This is a genomic window from Pseudomonas sp. GW823-FHT02F05 (assembly GCF_058797315.1).
Window position 1 is genome coordinate 48,001 of record NZ_JBXAJM010000022.1, and the last position, 15,424, is coordinate 63,424.

At 59.3% G+C, this 15,424-nt stretch carries 12 protein-coding genes; all 12 read right to left on the reverse strand.

What is annotated here, in order from left to right; genetic code table 11:
• Positions 1–244: 244 nt before the first annotated feature.
• The 12 genes from AC1RAC_RS23345 to flgJ all read right to left on the reverse strand — a co-directional run bounded on the left by AC1RAC_RS23345 (position 245) and on the right by flgJ (position 15,422).
• On the reverse strand, positions 245–1,621 hold the full coding sequence (locus AC1RAC_RS23345) for a sigma-54-dependent transcriptional regulator (protein WP_032897832.1): 1,377 nt from the start codon (positions 1,619–1,621) through the stop codon (positions 245–247).
• A 7-nt stretch (positions 1,622–1,628) separates the two neighbouring features.
• Positions 1,629–2,840, reverse strand: a complete 1,212-nt coding sequence (locus AC1RAC_RS23350) for a sensor histidine kinase (protein ID WP_492617026.1) — start codon at positions 2,838–2,840, stop codon at positions 1,629–1,631.
• A gap of 110 nt (positions 2,841–2,950) precedes the next feature.
• Complete coding sequence (locus tag AC1RAC_RS23355; protein ID WP_034126784.1) at positions 2,951–4,423, reverse strand: sigma-54 dependent transcriptional regulator; 1,473 nt, start codon at positions 4,421–4,423, stop codon at positions 2,951–2,953.
• Positions 4,424–4,592: 169 nt separating this feature from the next.
• The gene (gene fliT, locus AC1RAC_RS23360) at positions 4,593–4,889 is read right to left on the reverse strand and encodes a flagellar protein FliT (protein WP_034126783.1); all 297 of its coding nucleotides are present in this window, start codon (positions 4,887–4,889) and stop codon (positions 4,593–4,595) included.
• 25 nt (positions 4,890–4,914) lie between these two features.
• Positions 4,915–5,319 carry a flagellar export chaperone FliS gene (gene fliS / locus AC1RAC_RS23365; RefSeq protein WP_054898643.1) on the reverse strand — a complete coding sequence of 135 codons (405 nt, stop codon included), beginning with the start codon at positions 5,317–5,319 and terminating at the stop codon, positions 4,915–4,917.
• 139 nt (positions 5,320–5,458) lie between these two features.
• Positions 5,459–6,862, reverse strand: a complete 1,404-nt coding sequence (gene fliD / locus AC1RAC_RS23370) for a flagellar filament capping protein FliD (RefSeq protein ID WP_096143466.1) — start codon at positions 6,860–6,862, stop codon at positions 5,459–5,461.
• Between the two features lie 81 nt (positions 6,863–6,943).
• Complete coding sequence (locus AC1RAC_RS23375) at positions 6,944–7,294, reverse strand: flagellar protein FlaG (RefSeq protein WP_034126780.1); 351 nt, start codon at positions 7,292–7,294, stop codon at positions 6,944–6,946.
• Positions 7,295–7,368: 74 nt separating this feature from the next.
• Positions 7,369–8,883: a flagellin N-terminal helical domain-containing protein gene (locus AC1RAC_RS23380; RefSeq protein ID WP_197901373.1), complete on the reverse strand. Its 1,515-nt coding sequence runs from the start codon at positions 8,881–8,883 to the stop codon at positions 7,369–7,371.
• 398 nt (positions 8,884–9,281) lie between these two features.
• Positions 9,282–10,211 carry a ketoacyl-ACP synthase III gene (locus tag AC1RAC_RS23385; RefSeq protein ID WP_003192977.1) on the reverse strand — a complete coding sequence of 310 codons (930 nt, stop codon included), beginning with the start codon at positions 10,209–10,211 and terminating at the stop codon, positions 9,282–9,284.
• A 276-nt stretch (positions 10,212–10,487) separates the two neighbouring features.
• Entirely contained in the window at positions 10,488–12,092 is a 1,605-nt protein-coding gene (locus AC1RAC_RS23390; protein WP_492617027.1) for a flagellar hook-associated protein 3, read from the reverse strand.
• Between the two features lie 14 nt (positions 12,093–12,106).
• Positions 12,107–14,152 (reverse strand): flagellar hook-associated protein FlgK, encoded by a 2,046-nt coding sequence (flgK, locus tag AC1RAC_RS23395; protein ID WP_034126776.1) that lies wholly within the window; start codon positions 14,150–14,152, stop codon positions 12,107–12,109.
• A gap of 10 nt (positions 14,153–14,162) precedes the next feature.
• Positions 14,163–15,422, reverse strand: a complete 1,260-nt coding sequence (flgJ, locus tag AC1RAC_RS23400; protein WP_054898649.1) for a flagellar assembly peptidoglycan hydrolase FlgJ — start codon at positions 15,420–15,422, stop codon at positions 14,163–14,165.
• Positions 15,423–15,424: the final 2 nt, after the last annotated feature.

Consider the following 15,424-nt stretch of genomic DNA (forward strand, 5'->3'; position numbering starts at 1 on the left):
GACCCGCAATTTTTTGACACTACGCAGCGGTTACTAGGGGTGGTAGCAACAAGGGTGCCAGCTCTGGAGCAACTCGTAAGAAAAGGCGACAAAGCTTGTCGAACTTGTTACCGCACGTTTTTGGTAGGAGCGAGCTTGCTCGCGAAGAACTCATGGACGCCGCGAGCATCCAGGAAGCACGCGTTATCGTTGACGTTTTTCGCGAGCAAGCTCGCTCCTACAAAAAAACGGTATGGGCGCGAGGTCATGTGGCGAAAAGATAGGCTTCCACATCCATACCGGCGTCGCGCATCTGCGCCAGCTTGTAGCGCAAGGTACGCGGGCTGATGCCCAGGCGTTCGGCCGCTTCTTTGCGGCGGCCACGCTCGGCGCGCAGGGTGTCGATGATCATCTGGAATTCACGGCGGCGCAGGTCATCGCCCAGGGCACCGGCTGATTCCGCCTCGGCGACCACTGGAGCCGGGGCCAGGCTCGGCAACGGCGCAGCGCCATTGCCCATGGCCAGGCAGAAATCCTGGGGCTGGATCAAACCGCCCTGCTGCAAAATCAGCGCACGCTGGATCGCGTTGTCCAGCTCGCGCACGTTGCCCGGCCATGGGTAACTGACCAGGCAGGCCTGTGCCTCGGGCGATAAACGCGCCTGGGCATGCTTCATTTTTTTGACGTGGTTGTTCAGCAGGCGCTCGGCCAGGGGAATGATATCCGCCGGGCGCTCACGCAATGGGCGCCAGGCCAGCGGGAACACCGACAACCGGTAGAACAGGTCTTCACGGAAGCGCCCCGCCGCCACTTCACCCGCCAGGTCGCGGTTGGTGGTGGCAACCACGCGGATATCCAACTGGATCGGCTTGCGTGCGCCCACACGCTCCACTTCACGCTCCTGCAATACCCGCAGCAACTTGGCTTGCAGGCCCAGGGGCATTTCCGAGATTTCGTCGAGCAGAATGGTGCCGCCGTCGGCTTGTTCGAACTTGCCGGCCTGGGCCGCGATGGCGCCGGTGAACGAGCCCTTTTCATGGCCAAACAAGGTGGCTTCCAGCATGTTGTCGGGGATCGCCGCGCAGTTGATCGCAATGAATGGTTGTTTGGCACGGCCCGATTGCTGGTGGATATAACGCGCCAGCACTTCTTTACCGGTGCCGGACTCGCCGGAAATCAGCACAGTGGAATCACTGCGCGCCACCCGCGCCGCCAGTTCCAGCAATTGCGCGCTGGCCGGCTCAAAGGCAATCGGGCCATCGCCGTCGGCTGCGGGCATTACGCCCAGGGCATGCCGGGCGACCAGTTCGATCAACGCCTTGGGTTCGAACGGCTTGACCAGGTAATCCGCCGCGCCCTGACGCATGGCATCCACCGCCCGCTCCACCGCGCCATGGGCGGTCATCAGCAGCACCGGCAGTTGCGGCTGGCGCACCCGCAGCAGGCCGAGCAATTGGTGGCCGTCCATGCCGGGCATGTTGACGTCGCTGACCACCAGGCTGAAGGTTTCCTGCTCGACCGCCTCCAAGGCTTCCTCGGCAGAGCCGACCGCACGGTAGTCATGGCCCGCCAACAGCAGCGTGTCAGCCAATGCTTCACGCAGGGCGCGATCGTCTTCCACCAATAAAACCTTGATAGCCATCATCCTCTTACTCCGCGCTTGCCGCGCTGGAAAACAGCGGCAAGGTCATCAATGCACAGGTGCCACGCCCCAGGCGCGAACGCAGCTGCAATTGTCCCTGATGGGCACGGGCCACTGCCTTGACCACGGTCAGGCCCAGGCCAGTGCCGTTGGTCTTGGTGGTAAAAAACGGCTCGCCCAGGCGCTGCAGCACCTGCGGGGCGATACCGCTGCCGCTGTCGCTGACGCACAGGCGCAGGGTTTGTCCGCGGCTATACAGGTGCACTTTCAGGCGCGCCCCGGGGCCACTGGCCTGGGTAGCGTTTTCGATCAGGTTGAGCAGCGCGCCCACCAGGGTGTCGCGGTTGCACAGCAATTCGCACTGGTGGCTGTCGCACTGCCAGCGCAGGTTGGCCTCCTGCACATGGGTCGCCGCTGCCGCTTGCAGCGACTGCATCAAACCGGCAGGGGTAACGCGATCGGTCAGCGGCAGTTCGCCGCGGGCAAATACCAGCATGTCACGTACTTGGTGTTCCAACTCATGCAGGCGCTCCTTGAGGCGCCCGGCAAAGCGTTGGTGGGTGGCCGCTGGTAATTGCTCGTCAGTCAAATGGCTGGCGTAGATCAATGCCGCCGACAACGGCGTACGAATCTGATGCGCCAAGGAAGCGACCATCCGCCCCAGGGACGACAGCCGCTCATGGCGAGCCAACTGATCTTGCAGGTGCCGGGTTTCTGTCAGGTCATTGAGCAGCACAAGCTGGCCCGGCTCGGCGTCCAGGGAACGGGTCGCAATGGACAGCCGGCGCCCGTCCTTGAGGGAGACTTCGTGGCCGTCGTCTTCACGGGGGGCGAAACAGCGGGTGATAACTTCACGCCACAGCTCGCCTTCCAGCGGCAAGCCAAGCAGGTCGCAGGCCGCCGGGTTGGCTTCGCGAACGCGGCCTTGGTCGTCGATGACGATCACGCCACCGGGCAACAGGTCCAGCAGGTTTTGCAGACGGTTGGCCAGGCGTTCTTTCTCGGCCAGCTCCTGCATTCGCTGGGCGCTGACGACCGCCAGTTCGCCTTTAAGCTCGGAAACCCGGGCCTCAAGCAGGCTGTAGGAGTCGGTCAGCTGGTTCGACATCTGGTTGAACTGCGAGAGCGCGTGCTCCAGGCCCTGGCGGGTCGGCGGTTCTACAGGCGAAACCAGCCCCTGGATGGCAGGGGCCGAAGATAGTTGGGCGGCGTGGGGCATGATGCTCTCTCGCTTGGCTGACCGTCAGTTAAACGGAACGTTGCGAGGGCTGTAGCAATACCCGTGCCGAAAAAAATCTACCTATAAATCAAGTAGTTGAAAAACAGGCGTCAATCATCCGCCTGTTCATCACCTTCTTTGCGGCTCATCCCGTACTTGCGCATCTTCTCCACCAGGGTGGTGCGACGGATACGCAGGCGCTCGGCGGCACGGGCGACGATGCCGTTGGCATCGTCCAGCGCCTGTTGGATCAGGCCTTGCTCCAGGTTGCCGAGGTAGTCCTTGAGATCCAGTCCTTCGGGCGGCAACATCGCGCTAGCGCCAAAGTCTGGAGTATGGCCGTTGATTGCCACGCGCTCTTCCATGTCGCTGCGCAGGCTGTCCATCTGCTCGTCCTCGTCGTCGACGTAGCGGAATTTCTTCGGCAACTCGACCACGCCGATCACCCCGTACGGATGCATGATCGCCATGCGCTCCACCAGGTTGGCCAGCTCGCGGACGTTGCCCGGCCAGCCGTGGCGGCACAGGGACATGATTGCCGCGGAGTTGAAACGAATGGAGCCGCGCTTCTCGTGCTCCATGCGCGAGATCAGTTCGTTCATCAGCAACGGGATGTCTTCCACGCGCTCGCGCAGCGGGGCCATCTCGATGGGGAATACGTTGAGGCGGTAGTACAGGTCTTCGCGGAAGCTGCCGACCTCGATCATGCTTTCGAGGTTCTTGTGGGTGGCGGCAATGATGCGCACGTCCACGCTCTGGGTCTTGTTGCTGCCCACGCGCTCGAAGGTGCGTTCCTGCAATACGCGCAGCAGCTTGACCTGCATCGGCAACGGCATGTCGCCGATTTCGTCGAGGAACAGGGTGCCGCCATTGGCCAGCTCAAAGCGCCCGGCACGGCTGGTGATCGCCCCGGTAAAGGCGCCCTTCTCGTGGCCGAACAATTCGCTTTCCAGCAGCTCGGCCGGGATCGCCCCGCAGTTGACCGGCACAAAGGGCCCGTCGCGACGCTTGGAGTGATAGTGCAGGTTGCGCGCGACCACTTCCTTGCCGGTGCCCGACTCGCCGAGGATCAGCACGCTGGCGTCGGTGTCGGCCACTTGCTGCATCATCTGGCGCACGTGCTGGATGGCGCGGCTGGTGCCGACCAGGCTGCGGAACAGGTTGGGTTCACGGTGACGGCCGCGCTCGCGGGCCTGGTCGTACATCTCGCGATAGACCTGGGCACGGTGCAGGGAATCGAGCAATTTGCTGTAGCTGGGCGGCATTTCCAGGTTGGATAGCACGCGGCGGCGCTGGTCTTCCGGCAGGTCCACGGAAGAAATATCGCCCATTAGCAACACCGGAAGGAACTCATCCCAGGTAGACAGTGTCTTTAACAGGCCCAGAACTGCGCCAGGAGCGTTTACCGTCCCGATCAATACACAAATGACTTCACGGCTCGACGACAACGAGCTGACCGCCTGCTGCCAATCGTGGCTGCCGCAGGGCAAATTTTCTTCACCGAGAAAATTTAAAATCACCGCTAAATCGCGGCGGCGGACGCTATCGTCATCGATCAGCAGAATTTTGGTTTCACGCCACATGCAATAGCAACTTCCCTAGTAAAACTTCCTGCCCCGGAATGAGGGCAATCAAGACGTCTGTAAGATTTCTTACCTTCTAGACGTCTGAAATCTGAAAACAGCACTAGTTAAGTCAAAAATGATGGCATAGTCAAATATATGACGCGCCGTTCGGATTAACTGCGCCCTTTCAACCGAACAGATGGTAAACCTTTGACGCATTTTTCGCTTGGTTGATCTGCGACATCTCTTCGAAAATCGCCTGGCGCTCGCCGGTCGTCACCTCAAGCAACTGCTGGTAAACCGCCAACAGGCTTTCCAGCTTTCCACGCAGCGCATCCTCATCCACCGGCGCTTCGCTCAGCACCTGATCGATCACACTGCGGCAGCCCAGGTCGAGCTCGCTGATGGCATCCCAGTTGCGCGCAGCCAGCGCGTCGACCAGGGCTTCACGGGTTTCATCAATGCGTTGCAGTGCGTGGCTCATGACGAGTTCCTCAAGGCCCGTGGCCTTATTCTGCTGCGCCTTGTGGCGCGCCGATAGCATCCCAGCCTTCTTTTACGGTAATCATCAAGCGAGCGACTTCGTCGATGATCTCGGCGTCGTTTTGTTGGTTAGCCTCCATCAACCGGTTGGTCATGTACACATAAAGGCTTTCCAACTGCTGAACATAAGCCGGGTTATCACTCTTTTCAGCATCCAGGCCATCGCGCAGCCCGATAACGATGTCGATGGCCTTGCCGAGCATCAAGCCCTTCTGTGCGATGTCACCACGCGCCAGGGCGCCCTTGGCCTGGGACATGCGATCCAGGCCGCCTTCCATCAGCATCTGCACCAGGCGATGCGGGCTGGCTTCGGAGATCTGTGCGTGGGAATTGACCTTCTGGTATTGGCGAAGGGCTCGCATAGGGTTCATGTTTCTACCTCGTGACAGGCGACAGCGAAAAGGATTCTAGTAACCAATATGTCGACTGGGCCGCAAAAAGCTTTAACACCGGTCGTCTTTCGGTACGAAAAGGCCAGGCAGGTTGCCTGGCCTTTTGCGTGAGTGGCGATCAGTTATTGGTTTTAGGGTTGTTCAAGGCATTGAGCGTGGTCATGACGCTGGTGCTTTGCTGGCGCAGTTGGGCAACCAGGGTGTCCATGGCGTTGTATTTGGCGGAGAGGCTGTTGGTCAGCAGTTCCATGCGCTGATTCAGGGTGTCCTGTTGCTTTGCGATGTCCTTGAGGCTATCGGACAAGGAAGTGGAACGTGTCGCCAACACCCCGGTGGTGGCTTTGGCAAAGTCATCCGTTGCACTTTTCATGCGCGCCAACATGCCATTCTTGCCAGCGAACATACTGTTGATGTCGGCCGCATTGGTCTTCACTGCAGCGTCCCACTTTTTGTCATCCATTGACAGCAAACCGGTAGTAGAGCTGGTGCTGACGCCAAATTGCGCCAGGGACTTGAACTGACCGGTACCGGAAATGGTATTGAACTCATTGCGGATCGCCGCCTGCAGCGAGCGCATGGTGGAGTCGCCAGTCAGGGCAGCGGCCGTGGTGCTGCCGTCCAGGTTCTTGGTGACCTTGGTTTCGGCGTTCATTGCCGTGATCAGGGCGTTATAGGTGTCGATGAAACCCTTAACGCCAGACTTGAGCGCGGTGTTGTTGGTACTGACAGTGATGAGCGTCGCATTACGCTCAGGCGTCGGAGAAGTGTCGCCCGCAGTCTTTAGTGCGGATACCGAGACCAGCTTGATATTTACCCCGCTGAGCGCACCCTCGATGTTGTTGGATTTGGAGACAGATGCAACACCATCGATGCTGTACAGCGCGTCCTTGGGCTCGTCGATAACCGTCGAGCCGACATCCAGCCCCGAATTACCCGACAACTTCAGATCCGAACCAGTGCCCATAGTGGTCGACGTCAGGATCAGACGCGAACCATTGGAGTCGGTCTGGATGTTGGCGCTCAACCCGGAGGTGCCGAATTGGGTGTTGATCGAATCGCGCACCTGCTGCAACGTTGCTCCAGCCGGGATATTAACGTCGTAACTCTTGCCCGACTGACTGATTGTTAGGGTCGTTGGCTTGTCGGTAGCGTTGACCACGCTGTTGGCACCACCGGTGAAGATTTTGCTCGATAGCTTCGAAGGCTGCGCCAACTGGTTCACGATCAGCCGGAAGCTGCCGTTGGAGGCTGTATTGCTCGCAGTCATGGTCGCAACTTTTTCATCCGAAGATGAGCCGGTCAAACCCGTGAAGCTGGAGCTGGCAGTCATATTGTCGAGAGCGCCACGGAATGCATCCAGGGCGGCCTGAATCTTGCCGATCGAAGACAGCGTGGTGGTCGCCTTCTGAGACGCGGTATTGATCTGCGTCTGCTTGGGCACCTTTTCGGCGTCCACCAAAGACTGCACAATCTTTTGCGTGTCGATATTCGAACCAATACCACTTACGGTTGTACCCGCCATCTTCGTATCTCCTGTTCGGTGGCTGCCGTTATCTTGACTTATTACGCCTCAAGACCTGACAGCAACAAATTTCATGCCAGCTCACACCTTGTCGTCAAACAACACGTTGCTTGCGCTGGAAAGATTCTGTGCCAGTTTCAACGCCGTTTCCGACGGAATCTGACGGATCACTTCACCACTGTCGGTGGCGATGACCTTGACCACGACCCGGTGGGTCGAATCGTCAATGGAAAAATCCAGGCTGCGCTGGGCAGCCTGGACGAATTCGCGAATGTCGGTTACTGCTTTTTCCAGGTCCGCGCGCTCAGGCTCTTTGCCGGTTGCCGCCACTTCCTGGGCCTTGCTGCTGCTTTGATCGGCAGTCACCTTGGGAGGCGCGCCTTGAGGGGCAACCGGCGGATAAGACTGGTTCAGCTTTACACTCATGTCCATGTCCAATCTCCTCTAAACCGAAAAAACGGAAGGGCACGTAAACGCGCCCTTCCGTTAGTTACCAAGCGCGCTGATTACTGAAGCAGTTTCAGTACAGCGGATGGCAGCTGGTTAGCCTGCGACAGGATCGCGGTGGAAGCCGACTGCAGGGTTTGTTGCTTGGTCAGTTCGGCGGTTTCGGAAGCGAAGTCGACGTCCTGAACGGTGGAGCGTGCAGCGGTGGAGTTCTTCTGAATGTTCTGCAGGTTGTCTGCAGTGGTAGTCAGACGGTTCTGGGTAGCACCCAGGCCCGAACGTACGCTGTCGATGGTGCCGATGGCCTTGTCCAGAATCGCAATGGCGTTCTGAGCGTTGTAGGCATCGTTCACGTTCGTTTCAGCGACGGAAGTCTTCTCCGAAGATACTTGGGCAGCGCCGAACAGAGTGGTTACCGAAGTACCGGTAGCGCCGTTGGCCAGGGAGTAGCCCTTGGCGGAGTCCAGCGAAACCTGGCCAGTAGCAATCAGGTCAGCACCAGCGGTGGCGGTCAGCTTGGTGTCAGCAGCTGCATATTTGCCAGCGCCATCTTTGATGTTGATGGAGACAGCAGCAGCATCCGCATCAGTGCTTTTGAAAGCGATGTTTTCACCGGAATCGGATTTGACTTCCAGGGTGCCCTTGGCTTCATCGTAGTTAACGCTGATGCCCAGTTTGGCAGCGTTGGATTTCAACTGATCGGCCAGGCTGGCGGTGTCGGTGACACCTACCATCTTGACTGAAGCACCACCAACGCTGATTTCAAAATTGGCGGGCTTACCGGCAACGGCAGGTACAGCTACAACTGGAGGAGTCGCGGTGGGATCGGCAGCGATCGCTGGGGTGCCCTTGGTCAGCGTCTCGTCAACGGACAGCTTGACCTCAGTGCTTGCAGTAGCGCTCAAACCACCGATCGCGCCATTCAAGCCGGCGGCGATGGTCTTGGCCGAAGCACCTGCCTTGATATCCACGTTAGCGGACTGACCGTTACCAGTGACGGCGATGGAACCAGCAGCCAGACCAGTTGGGCTAGGGGCCAGGGCAGCAGTTTTAATCTGCTGCGAACCAATGTTGTTAGCCGCAACGTTTTCCAGGCTCAGGTTGATAGTTTCGTTGGCGTTGGCGCCAACCTGGATAGCCTTGGTACCGTACGAACCGTCCAGCAGCTTCTGGCCACCGAAAGTAGTGGTTTGCGAGATACGGGTCAGTTCCGAAGTCAGGGCCTGGTATTCGTCGTTGTTCGACTTACGGTCGTCGGCGCTCAGGGAGCCGGTAGCCGAGGACAGGGCCAGGGTACGCATTTTTTGCAGGATGTCGGTCGAAGCCTGCATCGCGCCTTCAGCGGTCTGAGCGATGGAGATGCCGTCGTTCACGTTTTTTACAGCTTGGCCCAGGCCGTTGATTTGGCTGGTCAGGCGGTTAGCGATCTGCAGGCCGGCAGCGTCGTCTTTAGCGCTGTTGATACGCAGGCCGGAAGACAGGCGCTGCATGGAAGTGGCCAGGGCGCCGCCAGCTTTGTTCAGGTTGCCCTGAGTCGTGATGGAAGCAATGTTGGTGTTTACTGTTAAAGCCATGACGAAATCCTCGTTGGATGGATACTGCGGCTTCCGGCCCTGGCAACCGCCGGGTGTGGCCTGAGAACCTACGTAATAGTTATCGTCGTGGTAGCCGGTTGCTTGAGGGTTTTTTTGATTTTTTTTACTAGCCCTGTGCCAGCCCTTGTATTTCAACGGCTTATAGAGGCGTGAAACGCCAGTAATCACGGGTTACTGGCGCCAAAACTCCGCCTTCAAGACGCCCCCCCAGGTAGGAGCGAGCTTGCTCGCGAAGAACGTTAACGATGACGCGGGCATTCAGAATGCACGCGGCGCCCTCAGGTTCTTCGCGAGCAAGCTCGCTCCTAAAAAGGGGGCGCAAAAAAAACGCCGATGATCATTCGATCATCGGCGTTTTTCATGAAGCCGCTAAAGCATCACGGACGATAGAGAATCGCCGAGCCCCACGACAGCCCCACACCAAAGCCGCTGATTGCCACGCGCTTCCAGGTGGCGTCCATCACGTGCTTTTCCAGCAGCAACGGAATGCTCGATGACACGGTATTGCCGGTCTCGACCATGTCCTTGATGAACTTGTCCACCGGCGCTTCTTCAAAGCGGCGCGCCACGGCGTCGACGATGGCCGCGCTGCCCTGGTGGATGCAGAACGCATCAATGTCATCTGCCTTGAGGTCCGACTCATTGAGCAGTTCGTGCAAGTGTGCCGGCACCTTGAGCAAGGCGAAGTTGAACACCTGGCGGCCGTTCATGAAGAACACACCATCGCTGACCTTCAAGTGCGGCGCGCCGGAACCGTCGGTACCGAACTTGGATTTGCCCAGCAACCACGGCGCGTCCTCGCCCATCCAGGTGGCGGTGGCGGCATCACCGAACAGCATGGTGGTGTTGCGGTCTTCCGGGTCGACGATCTTGGAATACGGGTCGGCGGTGATCAGCAGGCCGTTTTTCAGGCCGGCGGCTTCCATGAAGCCTTTCATCGCGTAGATGCCGTACACGTAGCCGGAGCAGCCCAGGGAAATATCGAAAGCGGCAACGTGAGTCGGCAGGCCCAATTTGTCCTGGACGATGGCGGCGGTGTGGGGCAAGCCCTCTTCATCGCCGTTCTGGGTGACGACGATCAGCGCGTCGATGGACTCGCGCTTCAAATCCGGGTTGTTGGCAAACAATGCATTGACTGCTTCGACGCACAGGTCGGAAGTCTCCTGTGCAGCTTCCTTGCGCGGCAGGAACGCCGAACCGATCTTGCCGATGATGAACTCTTCATCCTTGGCGAATTTGGCACCCTGGGCGTAGTTATCGATCCCGTCTGCCGGCACGTAACTGGCGATGCTTTTTATGCCAATCATTGTGGCTTCCCAATACTAAATAGCTGGAGAACACCCCTCGGACTACGCCGGGAGTGCTGACAATAAAGGGGATAACCCCATGAAAATCTCGCTGAAAGCCGCCCGATAAAGGCCCTGTGACGACTTATCCTTTTCACACGATACAGTGAAGATGCGCTTTATGACTCACAGGTCACTCAATTTTGCGCGCTTTGTGCAAAAACCGGCAACATTTCCAGGCCAGAAACGACAACGGCCTCCCCTGTCGCCAGGGGAGGCCGTTGTTCATTGCGACGATTACATGCGGCTGAACAGGTTCAGCTGGGAGATTTTAACGAACGCCAGTTGCGAGGCCTGCAACATGGTTTGCTGCAACGTGAGGTTGATCGCCGCCTCGCCCATGTCAATGTTCGCCAGATCGCTCATGGTGCTTTTGTTTGCAGTGCCGATACTGATGTTTTCCGCCGACTGGATATCCAGTGCAGCTTCGCGGGCCCCGATGGAACCGCGCACGTTGTCGACCTGGGCACGTGAATTGGCAAAATTACTGATGGAAGCGTCGAGCGCATCCTTGAGCTTGACCATCGCCGCCGGGTTGCCGTCGGCCGGTTGCTCCAGCGCCTTGCGCAGTTGGCTCAGGGTATCCAGCGCGTTCTGGGTCTTGGCCGTGCTGGCAGCGACCGCAAACTGATCGCCGGCTTGCGGTGTGCCGCTGACGTCAAAGGTCACGCCTGCTGCCGTCACGGTCGTACCGCCACCGGTGTCGCCGGTGGCGATCGCTTTGCTGTCGGCACTGTAGGGCTGGGCATAGACTTCATACGCCGTACCACTGGTGAACTTGATCACCGCCCCGCTGTTAGCCGGGAACGTACTGGCATAGGTGGCCGGGTTGCTCACCTGCGCATTCGTCAGCTGCGCAGTGGAGGTATTACTGGGCGTGCGCGAAACACTGAAGGTGTCGGGCTTGGCGGCCAGGGTGAACGAACGGTCCTTGACCAGCGCATCGGCGTCCGGCCCCGTCGCCATATCCTTGAGATCCACCGCAATATCAAAATTCACGCCGCGCAGGCTCACGGTGGAGCCGCCTTCCTTGGTGGAATCAAAGGTGCCGTTGCCAGGAATTTCCGACGTGATGTCGTTGCCGTTCTTGTCGGAGACCTTGTACTGAGTGCTGCTGGTAAAGGTCAGCTTGTAAGGCTCGCCATCGGCGAATTTATTCGTGTAATCCGAGCCTGAAGTCACCAGGCCGGCCGACACTGAGACTTTATGATCATTGGGCACTGGCGCCGTCGCCGGCGGCACGATTGCAGGTGCGATCCAGGTCGCCTGGGTGCGGCCCGAGTTAACGGCACCGTCCATGATGCTCTTGCCGGTGTCACCGGCACTGACTCTCAGGGAATCGGAAACCTGCAGGCTCAGCGGCGTTTCATCACCCTGATAGGTGTAGGTGCCGTCGCTGTTACGGCTATAGGGCGGCGTCGAGGTCTTGGAGCCGGAAAACAGATAGTTGCCCGAGGAATCCTTGCTGTTAAGCAAGCCCAGCACCTGGTCTTCAAGCGCACCGATCTGGCCGGCAATCGACTTGCGGTCGGCATCGCTGCGCGAACCGCCCGCTTCAATGGCCAAGGTACTGGCCGCCTGCAGTGCCTCGTTGATTGCACCCAATACGCTTTCCTCGTTGGTCAACGAGTTCTTCAAACTGGTGATATTGCCGTTGAACTGCCCGAGCATGTCCTTCTGCTGTTGCAGCAACAACAACCTCGCCGCCGCCACCGGGTCATCCGCTGCGGTTTGCACGCGCACACCGGAACTGGCCTGCTCCTGGGCCTTCACAACGCTGGAATAGTTGTCCGTGTACTTGGCGGCACTGGTTTCAAAATACTGTGCAGTGGAAATACGCATCGTCCCAGACTCCCTTAAAGACTATTGATCAGCGTGCTGAAGGTTTCTTGCGCAGCCTTGATGATCTGCGACGAGGCGGTGTAGTACTGCTGGAATTTGATCATGTCGCCCGCCTCTTCATCGAGGTTGACCTGGGACACGGAGTTGCGCGCATCCTGGTTGGCCTTGAGCAAGGCGCCCGTGGCCGTGGTGTCGGTATTGGCCGACGCGGCCTTGGCCCCGACGGTCGACACCAGGCGACTGTTGGCCGCCACCAGGCTCACTCCGCCGCCACTGCCATCGGACAGGCCGACGGTGGCTTTGGTTTGCAGGTCGAGCAACGCCTGGGCGTTACGGTTATCCGACTTGCCCGAGGCGTTGAAGGAAAACGTGGTGCTGTCGCCAGCGGCGGGCGACCCGGCGACCGTGGTATCGAACTTGAAACTTTTGGCCGGCACCAGTAGCGTGCCGTTGGCATCCCGCATCGGTACATCGACCGTGATTTTGTTGCCTTGGCCCGGCACGATGGTACCGGTGCCAATCGGGTTGCCCTGGGCATCGTTGAGCGTGTAGCCCTGGGTGCCGTCGGCGGCCGGCTTGCCGAATACCATCTTCACAGGCATCGAGTGCTCAATGCCGGTACGCAGTTGCGCGGTATCGGCGCCACCATGAATATCGATAGGCAGGGTCAGGGTCGGCGGTGTAAAAGTGCCGGTACCCTGGTTGGTCTTGCTGCCCTCGCCCAGCAATGGCCCGGCGAACGCGATTTTATTGGCGTCCGTCAAAGTCGTGCCGATGTTGGTCGCACCGCTGGCGGTAGGGCTGACTTTGAAGCTATCGCCCGCCGCCATCGGCCCCTTGCCATCCAACGCCAGGGTGAAGCCATCGATCACCGGCGGCGGCGCGGTATTGGTGTCGAACGCGCCCATGGCCTTGCCGTCGGAGCGCACCACCGTGTAGTTGTTGCCGCTGGTAAAGGTCACTTTATAGTCGTAGGTCGACAGCTTGCTGGTGTCCGCAATGGTCACATTCAAATTGCCGGAGCCCGTGCTGTTGCCCAGCGCGCCCTGACTGCGCTGGGCAATGGCCGCCGCGCTGTTGATGTCCTTGAACAGCGATGAGCCGAAGTCACCGTTCAAGTCCAGGCCCTGCCCCAGTTGGCTGTTGATGGTATCGGCTGTCGCCAGGGCAATACGCCCCAGGTCATTGATGGCCGGCATCAGGGCATCACTGCGATAACGCAACAGGCCGCCGATGCTGCCCCCACTGAGCACGTTGCCCAGGTCGATCGCCGTACCGCCGCCAGCATTGAGCGCAATGGTGTACTGGCTTGGGTCGCTAGCGCTCGGCACTGCCGAGAGGGTGTTGGACCGGTCGCCCAATACCAGGGATTGGCCCGTGCCGGTGCTGACGCTGAACACACCATTCTGTTCACTGGTGGTCACACCCACCAGTTCATTGAGCGAGCGCACCGCCTCGTTACGGGCATCCAGCAGGTTGGCCGGGGCGCTGTTGCTTGAGCCCTGGGCCTGGGTGATCTGCTTGTTGAGCGAAGCAATCGAGGAGGTCAACTGGTTGACCTGGTCACTCATGGTGCTCAACTGGCCATTGATCGACTCTTTCTGTTGAGTCAATTGGCTGGAGATGGCGTTGAAACGGTTACTCAGGGTCTGGGCGCTGGTCAGCAGCACTTGCCGGGCAGACACGTCGCTGGGGTTGGCCGCGGAGGTCTGCACAGCGGCAAAAAACGCGCTGAGCACCGAAGACATGCCGGTTGTCTTGTCCGACAAGGTCTTGTCGATGGCGCTGGCCTGGCTGGAATAAGCCTTGGCATCGTTATTGAGCGCCGTGCTGTTCTGGTAGGCCGCATCCAGGAACTCGTTATAGACCCGACGCACATCCGCCAGCGTGGTGCCGCTGCCAATGTACACACCGCCGTAGGGGTTGTTGGCACTCGCATTTTGCGTGGTCTGCTGGCGCGAATAACCCGAGGTGTTGGCGTTGGCGATGTTATTACTCAAGACCGACAACGATCCTTGAGCGGCATTGAGCCCTGACATCCCGATACTGAGCAAACTCATGGTTCAGACCTTATAAATGTGTGGTTGCGCCAGCGGCAGCGTAGTTCTGGTAACTGTTCATGTTTTTTGCGATCTGCGAAATCTTGCTGGCGTAATCCGGGTCGGTTGCATAACCGGCTTTTTGCAACTCGCGTACAAACTGTTCCGGGTTGTCGGCTGATTTCACAACTTCTTTATAGCGATCATGGCTTTGCAGCAGGGTCACGAGGTCGTGGAAGCTGTCCTGGTAGGAGCTGTAGGAACGGAATTGCGCCGTTTCCTTGACCATCGCCCCATCGCGAAACTCGCTGGTGATCGCCCGGGCCTGACCACCCTGCCAGCTCTGCCCGGCCTTGATGCCGAACAGGTTGTGGCTGCTGCTGCCGTCTTCGGCACGCATGACTGATTTGCCCCAACCGGTTTCCAGTGCCGCCTGGGCCACCAGGTACTTGGGGTCGATACCAATCCGTGCGGCAGCGGCCTTGGCCATCGGCAACATGGTGGCGACAAATTCATCCTGGGAGCTGAAGGCTTTCTTGGCCGGCGCCAGCGGTGGCTGGGCAATGGCGCGGCCATACACCTGCATGCGCCCGCTCGGCACGGCAAAGCTACGCGTGCTGCTGTTGATGACCGTGTCGTCGGCAGCGCTGTTACGCAGGGGCGCGGATTTGGCTTCGACCGGAGCGTTCGGCACGATACCCGCCAGCAGGCGGTCGGCCAGCTTGCTGGGCAAGGCGATACGACGCTGGTTCATCAGTTCCATGTCGTTGGCATGGGTGCTGGCGCCCTCAGGCACGGCCACGCGATACGCCCACAAAGGCCGCTGTCCATTGGAGCGGCCCAACGGGCCTTCGGCCTGGGTACCGGCGGCAATCTCGGTCGGCACATCGACTTTCTTCACCGGCGCATCCGCCGCCGGGCCTTGCAAGGTGGCGGCCTGAGCCTCAACCGGCTTGTTCTTCTGCATCTGGCGCATCAGCACATCGGCCAGGCCGATACCGCCACCTTCGCGGGACATCGACACCGCCAGTTGCTGGTCGTACATTTCCTGGTATTGCTTGGCGGCCGGGGTGTTCAGCGGGTTGTCCTTGCCCAGGGCCTCGGTGGCCGAACGCATGGACTTGAGCATCTCGTTCAAAAACAGCGACTCGAATTCCTGCGCCACTTTGCGCAGGTTGCCTTCGCTGTTTTTGTCGTCACCGACCTTGAGCTGGTTAAGCCGATTCAGGTCGGAGTAAGACCCCGAGTCCGCCGTGCTGCTGATACCGCTCTTGCGCATATCCATGGCCATGG

What these genes read in the sequence shown, in the direction of transcription:
- AC1RAC_RS23390 (WP_492617027.1), bottom strand. Translation starts at nt 12,092, where the DNA reads ATGCGTATTTCCACTGCACAGTATTTTGAAACCAGTGCCGCCAAGTAC.
- AC1RAC_RS23345 (WP_032897832.1), bottom strand. Translation starts at nt 1,621, where the DNA reads ATGGCTATCAAGGTTTTATTGGTGGAAGACGATCGCGCCCTGCGTGAA.
- fliS (WP_054898643.1), bottom strand. Translation starts at nt 5,319, where the DNA reads ATGAACCCTATGCGAGCCCTTCGCCAATACCAGAAGGTCAATTCCCAC.
- AC1RAC_RS23375 (WP_034126780.1), bottom strand. Translation starts at nt 7,294, where the DNA reads ATGGACATGAGTGTAAAGCTGAACCAGTCTTATCCGCCGGTTGCCCCT.
- AC1RAC_RS23355 (WP_034126784.1), bottom strand. Translation starts at nt 4,423, where the DNA reads ATGTGGCGTGAAACCAAAATTCTGCTGATCGATGACGATAGCGTCCGC.
- AC1RAC_RS23380 (WP_197901373.1), bottom strand. Translation starts at nt 8,883, where the DNA reads ATGGCTTTAACAGTAAACACCAACATTGCTTCCATCACGACTCAGGGC.
- flgJ (WP_054898649.1), bottom strand. Translation starts at nt 15,422, where the DNA reads ATGGCCATGGATATGCGCAAGAGCGGTATCAGCAGCACGGCGGACTCG.
- AC1RAC_RS23385 (WP_003192977.1), bottom strand. Translation starts at nt 10,211, where the DNA reads ATGATTGGCATAAAAAGCATCGCCAGTTACGTGCCGGCAGACGGGATC.
- fliD (WP_096143466.1), bottom strand. Translation starts at nt 6,862, where the DNA reads ATGGCGGGTACAACCGTAAGTGGTATTGGTTCGAATATCGACACGCAA.
- AC1RAC_RS23350 (WP_492617026.1), bottom strand. Translation starts at nt 2,840, where the DNA reads ATGCCCCACGCCGCCCAACTATCTTCGGCCCCTGCCATCCAGGGGCTG.
- flgK (WP_034126776.1), bottom strand. Translation starts at nt 14,152, where the DNA reads ATGAGTTTGCTCAGTATCGGGATGTCAGGGCTCAATGCCGCTCAAGGA.
- fliT (WP_034126783.1), bottom strand. Translation starts at nt 4,889, where the DNA reads ATGAGCCACGCACTGCAACGCATTGATGAAACCCGTGAAGCCCTGGTC.